This window comes from Sarcina sp. DSM 11001, from assembly GCF_900101015.1.
Taxonomy (GTDB): domain Bacteria; phylum Bacillota; class Clostridia; order Lachnospirales; family Lachnospiraceae; genus CAG-791.
Genome location: NZ_FNFZ01000035.1, coordinates 1 through 9,740, shown reverse-complemented (window position 1 = coordinate 9,740; position 9,740 = coordinate 1). Strand labels below are relative to the sequence as shown.

General features: G+C 39.3%; 6 protein-coding genes and 1 pseudogene. All 7 read right to left on the bottom strand.

Features of this window, described 5'->3' with window-relative positions; genetic code table 11:
- Window positions 1-235: 235 nt before the first annotated feature.
- Window positions 236-1,327, bottom strand: coding sequence for an FRG domain-containing protein (locus BLT02_RS14790; protein WP_092997234.1), 1,092 nt, complete (start codon window positions 1,325-1,327; stop codon window positions 236-238).
- 4 nt (window positions 1,328-1,331) lie between these two features.
- A complete protein-coding gene (locus BLT02_RS14785; protein ID WP_092997231.1) occupies window positions 1,332-5,066 on the bottom strand; it encodes a hypothetical protein in 3,735 nt (1,244 codons plus the stop codon).
- A 176-nt stretch (window positions 5,067-5,242) separates the two neighbouring features.
- Window positions 5,243-5,443 carry a hypothetical protein gene (locus BLT02_RS14780; protein ID WP_092997228.1) on the bottom strand — a complete coding sequence of 67 codons (201 nt, stop codon included), beginning with the start codon at window positions 5,441-5,443 and terminating at the stop codon, window positions 5,243-5,245.
- Window positions 5,444-6,039: 596 nt separating this feature from the next.
- Complete coding sequence (locus BLT02_RS14775; RefSeq protein ID WP_092997225.1) at window positions 6,040-6,990, bottom strand: haloacid dehalogenase-like hydrolase; 951 nt, start codon at window positions 6,988-6,990, stop codon at window positions 6,040-6,042.
- Window positions 6,991-7,289: 299 nt separating this feature from the next.
- On the bottom strand, window positions 7,290-7,520 hold the full coding sequence (locus BLT02_RS14770) for a hypothetical protein (RefSeq protein ID WP_092997222.1): 231 nt from the start codon (window positions 7,518-7,520) through the stop codon (window positions 7,290-7,292).
- Window positions 7,520-9,232 carry an IS1634 family transposase gene (locus BLT02_RS14765; RefSeq protein ID WP_092997219.1) on the bottom strand — a complete coding sequence of 571 codons (1,713 nt, stop codon included), beginning with the start codon at window positions 9,230-9,232 and terminating at the stop codon, window positions 7,520-7,522. The genes BLT02_RS14770 and BLT02_RS14765 overlap by 1 nt, the downstream gene beginning before the upstream one ends.
- 142 nt (window positions 9,233-9,374) lie before the next feature.
- Window positions 9,375-9,740, bottom strand: a pseudogene (locus BLT02_RS14760) (group II intron reverse transcriptase/maturase); the annotation flags it as partial.

The window sequence follows — 9,740 nt, the reverse complement described above, 5'->3', positions numbered from 1 at the left end:
TGTCTAAATGCGAATCTATACGTGATCTATATTCAGTTTTCAAGGTTTTTAGAAAAAAGGCGTTTCACGCCTAAGGGTTTTGACCCTTACATCATTTTTATTAAGCGCTTATAAATCATTTCTCGCGCAAAATGGCAAATTTCGATGAACACCGTTTGGTTTTATGCGTGTTAGGGTTTATAGCATAATAAACCATTTGTTAATTCATAAGACCCTGTTCATCCATCACCCGTTTTTATACCTTATATCCCTTTGCTTCTATATCTTTTGCATAATTGTCCATCTCTGGATACAAAGATGTTCTCCGTTCTCCAATCAGCAGTAGTTCTCTCGCCACCAATGCCGGAGAAACTATCCGGATCTTATAAAGACAATCCCCGATTTCAGGTTGAAACTCCATCGGTCGTCTATCCTCAGGGCCATTGACCTTGTCCTCATCAATCATGTAGAAGGGTGAGACAGTAAACACACCATGCTGAACTTGGATTCGGTGACTGTGATAAGGATGTACTATGGCTAATGGCGGTAATGTTCCCATCTCTACAGGTACCCCATCACTGTAGTATCTCAGAAGAAGATAAAAGAAAAGATTAAATTCACAGTTCTTTATCATATTATACAATCGATATGCATTTGCTTGACGATCAGATTCAATAGATGCCAGGCAAAAAATACCCTGAATATTCGGATCATCTTTATCATAAAAGAACTTATCCTTCTGTGCAAAGAGACGCTCCACATTCCTTTTGACAAAATCTCTGCGTTCTCTATTCCCAGTACTATGGGGTACTATGTCATTCAAGATATTTTCTACAAGTGCACTATTATTAACAAATGCATCGTAAAGCCTGCTATTCAATTTCACTGGATCCAATACCCAAACTGTTGGGGTTGAAATTGACCTCCTTGTTTTCTGCCTGGCGTCCTCATCTGGATCTATAAAGTATTCCAAAGAAAACATCAATGCCGTTATTGCCGATTCGCTCCAATCCATCATACGAGTATATGCGCGAAAGTGCTGCATCAGTTCCATCCATTCTATTCTGGTTTCAGGACTCTTTTCCACCAGCTGATTGCATTTTGCCTTAAAATGTTGATATCGATAGTCCTCTCTCAAATGATCTGTTGAATACCCTGAATCAACGCCCTTGCTTCCACGCAGCAAGGTGGGAAGCAGATTATAATGCTGCTGTTTGTTTCCTCGATACCACATAGGCATAAAAAGATGTTTATCCTTCCCCTTATTACGTTTCAGCTCTGATATATGAACAATAATTCTTAAATATTCTTCCAGCGTTGCAGCCGTAAACGTATGCACATGTCCCATTTACTTATACCCCATCTCTTTTCTCGCTTCCGGCAATAATTGGATTTATCCATTCATCAATTTCATCAGAATCATAACATCCCTGACTAAACACGCCCCAACTCTGGTAATAATTGAATAGTACAAAAGAAATAGTATCCTTAAACCTTTCCTCCTGCCCAGCAGCTAATTCTAACTCACCAGAATTGTATACTTTTCCAATACTCTTTAAAACGTGGGAATCATTCTTCCCTTTAAAAGGATCTTTGCTGAGAACCATTTCGTAGATTTTGCGAAAATGGTTTATCAAGCCCTCGTTGGTCGAATCCTCCGGATAGGACAAATAGATGCAGATATACAGAGATGTATACCAAAGTGATTTAAAAAGCCCAAGCAATCGTTCATAGTTTTTACCTTCATCTATGTCGATATTTGACCATTTGCTGATAATATCTCCAATATTCAAATCAGACATTTTTTTGCCGATTTTCATATAATCTTTATTTAAAAGCAGCTTTCTTGTCTCATTCTTAAATTCCTGATACTCATCAGAAGCAATTCCCTCTTCTTTGAGGGATTTTTCTATTTCCTCCGTCATTTTACAGAAATACTCTTGACTCCTAGTTCCAATATCATGTAACCTACTTCTGCTTATTACCCAACAGACTGTCAATATACGTTCTTTTCCAAAGTCATCTATCTCAGACTGACCGTCTCCCCTCAACACCTTATTTGTCCCAAAGACATTCAAGTATCCAAAAACATCCAAACCTAGAGAAACGCACATCCCAAGATCCGCAAATATTTCTCTATACAGTTGTGCACTGTCCTTTATTATTGTTACTACAGATTCAATAGGGACACTGTTTAATATGGTTCCAAGTGACAATTTAAACAATTCTCTGTTGTCCTGATCAATTCCCAATGGTAGTAGATAGTCTTGCACTTTTTCCGACCCGAAAATAGTCCATTCTCCGGGTTTATCTTTTTCCATCGTTCTAATCCATGTGCGCAATCTGTCCATGAATTCCATATACAGAATATCCCTGTTAGACTGCTGTGAACTCACCTCTGCTGCCGAAATCAGGTTTAACTGTGAAATATTCTTTATTGTTCGACAGTGTTCATGCCATGAATTTATTAACTGTTTTTTTCGAAGCTCGAAGGATTTTCTAATATCTGCACTCTTTTTCTTGTCTTTCGGCTTACTGAAACAAAGAGAGTCTATCAATCCACCCTGTTCTGTGATTTTCTCCAGATTGATAATAAACCTATCGACCTTTACGGGGGCAACTGGAATTGACGGAAGAATAGAGTACTTTTTCATCTCATTACGGAAATAAATGAAAGTATCATTCTCCTCTGTTGTCATTTCATAGTTCTCTAAGATAAATGAGATAAATTCTATATTTTCACGAGTAATCCATACCGCCAATCCGTTGTTAAATATGTCTATCGTTATTTTCTTGCTCAGAGAAATAATACGATCTCTGTCGATCCTGGTAACCTCTTTCTCCTCTTTCAAAAGATTCATACACGTCAAATAATCCGAATACCATGTTGCTAAACACATTTCTTGATATTGCTGATAAATAGATGCAAGTTCTTCAATTACACTGCGAAGCATTTTGCGTGTTATAACAGACGTAGATGCAGTATGTTGGTCCTGATTGATAAACAATGAAGCATCCAAGAAGAAAAGCAGATTTGAAATTAGAACTCCAATATTTGATTTTTCATGGATATTATCTCCTTCTGGGTCGGCTTTTATATAGCTTAGATATTGATCAAAAATCTCATCGGCAATAATTTTTTGAATTCTCTGTTCAACAACCCCAAATTCTGTGTATATTATCTTATCACTTGTTCTAGAAAACCACTGCCTTACAATATATACTGCTAGTTTTTCTATCATATATTTACACAGTTCATTGTTTCTCTCTTCTCTTGAGATAACACGGAAATTATGAGAAACTTCATGGCAAATCATAGGAAGAGTATGATACAAATCTCCCATCACATCAATATCAGGCGTTTTAATAGCCAGAAGAAGACGTTCCTGTCTAGGGTTGGATTTACAGAGCTTGTCCGATGAAGTAACCAAATATGGCAGCAAAAAGAGGGGATCTGCCTGAATGGAATCAATATTCGGGTCCACAGAACAAATTGGGAGTACCAACTGATGATTAGTCTTTACATCTTCGTTTGTATATGGATAGAAATGCTCTATCAAAAACCTTCTGGAAAACTCTGAGTATGCAATAACTAATTTTTCTAAATCGCAATGCAGTTGTATCTCATAATTTGGAGACTGCATTGATTGCTGGTTAACAGACTGCATCATCTTATGAAACCTGCTTATACTATTTGCAGCCTTTCGTGACTGTATGACCAAAGAAGCATAATTTGTCTCCTTTTTACTTCTTTCATCCATACTATCTAAATATGTCTCCACGATATCAAGAAGGAGCCAAACTTGAGCAAACAGTATATTCCCATTGATCATGGAATCCTCCTGATTGCGTAAATTTTCAAAATTTCTCCAGACATCCTCAAACATATCCACGCATCGAAGAAATTCTATATTATAAAAAGGAAGGGTTCTTCCTTTACTTCGAAGTGCAAGAATTTTACTCTCAATAACACTCTTTTCTTTCTCAATTTGTCTAGTTCTATCGTCCAGAAATCTATTTTTCAGAGAATGGCTCTCTATATTGTTCAAAACTGCTGTGTTTACCAAAACCCTCTCATTAATACACTGAACAGCAGACCCTGCATTGAAAATCTCTATAAGTTCCTTCACGGTTTGATTTGAAATATTCCCCTTTTCTTTCGAATCCGGCTGAGATGTCCCAAATTTGTGCGCATATATCCAAGGATATAATTCAAGGAACTGTTGTAAAGATAGAGTTATTGTTATGTCGTATCTCCCATAGAGTCCTCTCCCATTGTCAACTGCATTTGGCAGAGATGAAATACGTCTTATAAGATTCTGTTCGACAGCAAGCCTAAGTGCAACATCTGAAACAGAGTTCTTGTCATTTTCAACTTTAGGAGCTACGGCAACATTATCCCGTAACCTCTGAGCAATACAGGTAATGGTAAATGTCCCACAATGAAGAGCAGGAAAAGTCCCCTTTGAAGGAATCTCTAGCGCTTTTATACACATTGCTATATGATAGCCAAGATCTATATCATTCGATCTCAGTACAATACAGAAGCTTCCCGTATTCAGACTATGTAGTACACGAAACCGAAAACAACCTTTCGATCCTGTTCCTCTCTTGTCATAATACTCTTCACAGGCAGTCTGCACTTTATTACTGATTGTGGACACGCAATGCTCTAAAAACACAGCGATATTAGTCTCTGTTGGCGCAAACACATCTCTTCGCGGTACAGAAAGAATTGACACTATGATCAGTGAAAGATACGGATATGAATCAAATTCTCTATTATCAGTAGTAAACGGATCTTCTCCTGATTTCTTGTCGCTACTTAAGCTTACAAGAGTCATAAAATTGGATGCTATTGGAGAGGAGTTTTCTGCAAGTCTAAGCTTCCCCTTCAGTCCCAGACAATCGCTGAGATTATTGTCTGCATGTCTGCAAATGACCTTATCATAATAATCAAAAGCATAAAAAAAACTAAGATCTCTATCTCGCAGGTGTGAAGGATTGTGAGAATCCTGTGGAAAAGATGAATTCCGTATAAAACACATCTCCCATACTTCATTAACAATGATTAAATTATTGATCATGATTCTCTCCGGCTTTTGGTTTCTATATTAGATTAGGCACTTATAAATCATTTTTTGCGCAAAATGGCAAAATTTCGATAAACACCGATCCGCTTTATGCGGGTTAGGTAGCAACATTACAACAAAAAAAGATGGATTGAGCACTTGCTCAAAGCAACTGCTCAATCCGTCCTCTTTTAACACGTCGGTATAAACTGCTGCCACATCAATTCAAGTTCAGATTTTATAGTCGGATTCATATTCCCTTCTAAATCCAAATCCCTCATATCGGCGTCGAAAGAACCAACCACCCCCAGTTTTTCACGCATCTCAAGTTTGAACTCACCGCCCCTCATTGTATCCGTGTATACACGAGGCTGTAACAAATTCTCTTTCATTCAATAATCTCACCTTTCTTTTGACAATAGAAACCACTACATGAAATAGCCACACAATATCCCAATTCCGTAGAAAGCACTCAGTTGAGATACACATACTATAACTGACTCGATGATAGAGTCACGAATCGTCTTCTTGCAGTAGCAGCGGTGAACAAAACTGGTTCCTGGCAAAATCTTATGACGATTCACCATGTATTTCTTAATCTTCTACTGTATACAATAACCAACCTATTGTATTGTAACAGTACAATTGGAGTTTTTCAACGTTCTTTAATAAGAGTTCAATAAATTTCAACATCCTACACTCATAGCCTTTTGCTCTGCATGTTTGCCATATACAATTGCCAAAGAAGTGGCGGAAACCTATTATCTCTTTTCCAGCAAAGAAAGTTGATAATCATACATTATATATTAAAAAATACTAATTCCATCAACTTGTTGTATAACCTATAGTGATACCAATGCTATGTAAAACCCACTCCTGAAACCAAGGCTTTTGTTTTGCCTTTTATGCGTTCTCAATTCATTATGTAAAAATCCTATCAGAGTGCACGGTCATCCTCCATCATACGAGGTCTGCTTTGACTTATTGGCTATCTATATACATCATGAGAAGGAACCTCTCCAGCTGAATTATAAACCTCTTGCATTCTTTCATTATATATTTTATCGGCAATGTTTTTAACATTTTCTGTTAACCACATGTATGCTGTAGTACCTTCTGAATAATCAGCCTCCGCATACATATCAATTCTTTCGTCCCGTATCAGGTTTTCCATTTGTTTAAATGCCTTGTAATTACCTTTTGGATAAACTGCAAATGTTTTCCCATGATATTGTTTTACAACTGAGAATACTGGCACATCACTGGGACCGTCAGCAATATAGATCATATTTTCAAATGGTACTCTGCGATCTTTTTTTTCCATTTTACTGTTAACATCAATTCTATCAGGATGTTTATTAACGCCCTTATTGATTTCGAAAATAGCTCGGGTTTTTGAAGTGTTATCTATCATATACCCTATCTGACTAATAATTGATTTTTCACTGGTTTCATCGACACGTATATCAAGATTGGAACGAACAGGGACTTCAATAAATTCACACCCCCATATTCCATCAATATACTTGTTAATCTTTGAACCCTTAATCATTTCAGAAAGCCCAGTGCTTACAATGTAATGTTCAACATGAATGGAAAACTCTTGATATCTCGAATCTTCCGATACAATCTTTTTAAGCACATCAAATATTTCAGGAATTCCGTTATAGAACTCTAATTGTTCTCCAAGATTATTAAGAATACTATTCGACAAATCTTTAAAAATACCTTGCTGAACACATGTCAAAATGTGGTTCAAATAAATAGTATCCTTTCCAACACGAATTCCTCTTTTTTGGTATTTTTCAGGCAACGAATTGACTTCTTTCCAAAACTGCTCAGAATCAACTCCATACTTTTCAAATAATGGATCCTGCATATAGCCAGGTATTAATGTTTTGTCAAAATCCCATATAACAGCTATCGTGTTCTGCTCCATTTTTCCTCCTCTAGAAAGTGGTTTTCCGATAAATTCGTTTCTTCCACATTTTTCTGTTTCTATTCTGTAAAGTATTTCAACGTGTCACGAATCCTTATAAAACAATCCCGCATTTTAAACCGCTTCTTGACTCCATACACCTGGCTTACCTGAAATTCCGTACCCTCAGGATCAGGACTTCAGAGGATACTTACGAGTATATCGTTACAAACCTGGCATATTCCTTCAGTATGGATGTAAAAAGTTACACTAAAAGCCATCAGGGCCTTAAAAATGTGAACTTCTTACATAATTAACTCTCAAGGTTGTTCATCGGCGTTTCCATCAAGGAATGCGATGATTTCGTCATAAGAGCGTTTGCTTGCCGCGATGTGTTTTAAAAGCTCTTTCCGGTGTTCTTCATCGCGCAGTTTCATAAGCCTTTCGAGTTCATTGACAGCGGCTTCATATTTGTCCTTTGCCTTTGAAACGATCAGCTTCTGGGCTTCGATCTTTTCTTCGATCGTCGAGCGGGTCCGTGTCCTTGCCATTATGATGCCTCCTCGTCAATAGCTGCCAGGTCATTATTAATATCCGCCGCCATCTTCCGGATGAGTGGCTCTGTCAGGCCAAATGCTTTCAGGATATCTTTCTGCGTGGCAGTCAGGGCGTAATTCAAACGGTAACTGCGGTCAGGCTGCTTGATGATCTCGATCTTCTCCAGCTCTCTGATCGCAGCAGGAACAGTCAGATAATTCATCTTATGTTTACCGTTAGCCATATGCTCTTTCAGGATCCTGTATATCCGGTTTCTTATGATAAGAGCGACAAATTCAATGAATATCTTCGCATGCAGGGACTCATCGGAATGGATCCGCAGGCTCTTGTTCCCGAGGTAGGATTTGTCCCCCCGGAACAGCTTTTCAGAAGCATCCCTGCCCTTATACAGGGTGATCGCTTCCTCCGCATTCATTTTTTCTGAAGTAATGATAACAAAATAACCGCAAAGGCTGATCTCCTGGTCAATGACATCATACTTTTCACGCCCAAACATGAATTTTTCATCAGGCTCTCCTTTGTGCCAGTAGATCAGGTCAAAATATTTGCTGAAACCGCTCCCGGGATCTATTTTCACACCTCCATGTTCTTTGAGGAACGCTGACAGCCGGTCGATCTTTGCCTCCAGCTTCTCTCTCTCGGCATTCTTCTTCCGGTCGCTGAAAAAGATGTGGAAATACCTTTCCTTCTCGTCAGAAGGGTAAAGCTGTTTTTTAACCGTGTACCCGCTTACCTTATAATCACGGATGCTGTATTTCCGTTTGTCCTCGAACCTTCCTTTTGTTTCAAGGACAAGCTCACGGACGAGGTCTTTCATGCCCTTCATTATTATGACGAACTCGAAACCGCATTTATCCATGTAGTGGATGTTTTCCTTGCTGAAATATCCCCGGTCCAGGATAAAACCGATCTGCCGGTATCCGTAGCCGCGTGCTTTTTCAAGCATCAGCTGAAGCTGGGACACGTCAACAATGCTTCCGGGATATTCTTCATAGAACAACGGGTCGGAGTTGTCATGGTCATAAGCGATCGCAAAGTTAAGGATGGGTTTCCCCTGGTCATCCTTGGGATGCCCTGTCTCAACAAGGTCGATGTCGCCCGCCTGATTGTTTTTATTCGTGGAATCATATGAAATATAGATCTTTTCACGATGATCCCTCTTTTCGTTCCACTCATTCTGAAAGGCGATACTCTGATCCCTGGTTATGCCGCCTATGAAGTCTGATACTTTTGAATCACTGTATACAGCCATGCCGGCAGTAAAGAGTGGATGGTTGAACGCATAATCAGGATAATACTGACCGGCATTGTTCTCGCAGATGATCGAGTACGCAGCCAGATCCAGAAACAGGCCGGCGTCCCTTCCGATCAGGCGCCCTATGATCTCGTCAAGATGGTATATTGCAATGACCATCCGGACGATAATGAACGCGCCTATCCTCAGGCAGCTGCTCCGATATGCCGGGTCCATTAACTCCGGGATCTCGGCATCAGGGAAGTATTTCCGGAAATTTTCATTGGGATACATCATGTCCGGATGTTCGTCATCAACCTTGCCGATCGTCGTGTTTCGTGGAACAGTATATTTCTTTTCCGGGTCGTAACTTCGGCCATAAGCGTAATAGACATATACCGTCCCTCTGATCTTTTTACGGCTGATCCCCCGCCCGGAATCGGGGATCTTCACCTTGTTTTTCATATACATTGCGGTTCTCCTTAGAGTGTTAATTAACACTCTGTAATGGTACCACATGTGATGAAAAAATGCAATAAAAGCACCAGATATTGGGCTGAAAACCACTGAATTTCCGGGGTTTTTATGTAGGATTGAGTTGATTGAGAGTTAATTACGTTAGAAGTTCACAATAAAACATCAGCTCGTAGACGGCTTCCAGTACTCGCCGGAGTGCTTCCTGCACCAGCTTGTCCTCATAGCAGTAGATGCTGAGCGGTCTGGTTTTCCCGTTGTCCTTGGGAATTTCAACCCTTCTTGCAGGCTTTGGTTTGTAGGCTTTCTTCTTCATCCTTGCCACCAGGTCTACAAGGTTTTCTTCAAGGTTCTTCCCGTATTCCTCTTTGGTCACCCCGTCGATTCCTACGGCCTTGTCTCCATCCATCTTTTCATGACACTCCCTCAGAAGTTTTACATTGATCAAATGGGCGATTGAGGTAAATACCATGGTTGGATTTTGCGCAGATAATTCCGCTATTCT

Excerpts from the sequence above, each read along its gene's own strand:
- BLT02_RS14790 (WP_092997234.1), bottom strand. The coding sequence starts at position 1,327 with ATGGGACATGTGCATACGTTTACGGCTGCAACGCTGGAAGAATATTTA.
- BLT02_RS14785 (WP_092997231.1), bottom strand. The coding sequence starts at position 5,066 with ATGATCAATAATTTAATCATTGTTAATGAAGTATGGGAGATGTGTTTT.
- BLT02_RS14780 (WP_092997228.1), bottom strand. The coding sequence starts at position 5,443 with ATGAAAGAGAATTTGTTACAGCCTCGTGTATACACGGATACAATGAGG.
- BLT02_RS14775 (WP_092997225.1), bottom strand. The coding sequence starts at position 6,990 with ATGGAGCAGAACACGATAGCTGTTATATGGGATTTTGACAAAACATTA.
- BLT02_RS14770 (WP_092997222.1), bottom strand. The coding sequence starts at position 7,520 with ATGGCAAGGACACGGACCCGCTCGACGATCGAAGAAAAGATCGAAGCC.
- BLT02_RS14765 (WP_092997219.1), bottom strand. The coding sequence starts at position 9,232 with ATGTATATGAAAAACAAGGTGAAGATCCCCGATTCCGGGCGGGGGATC.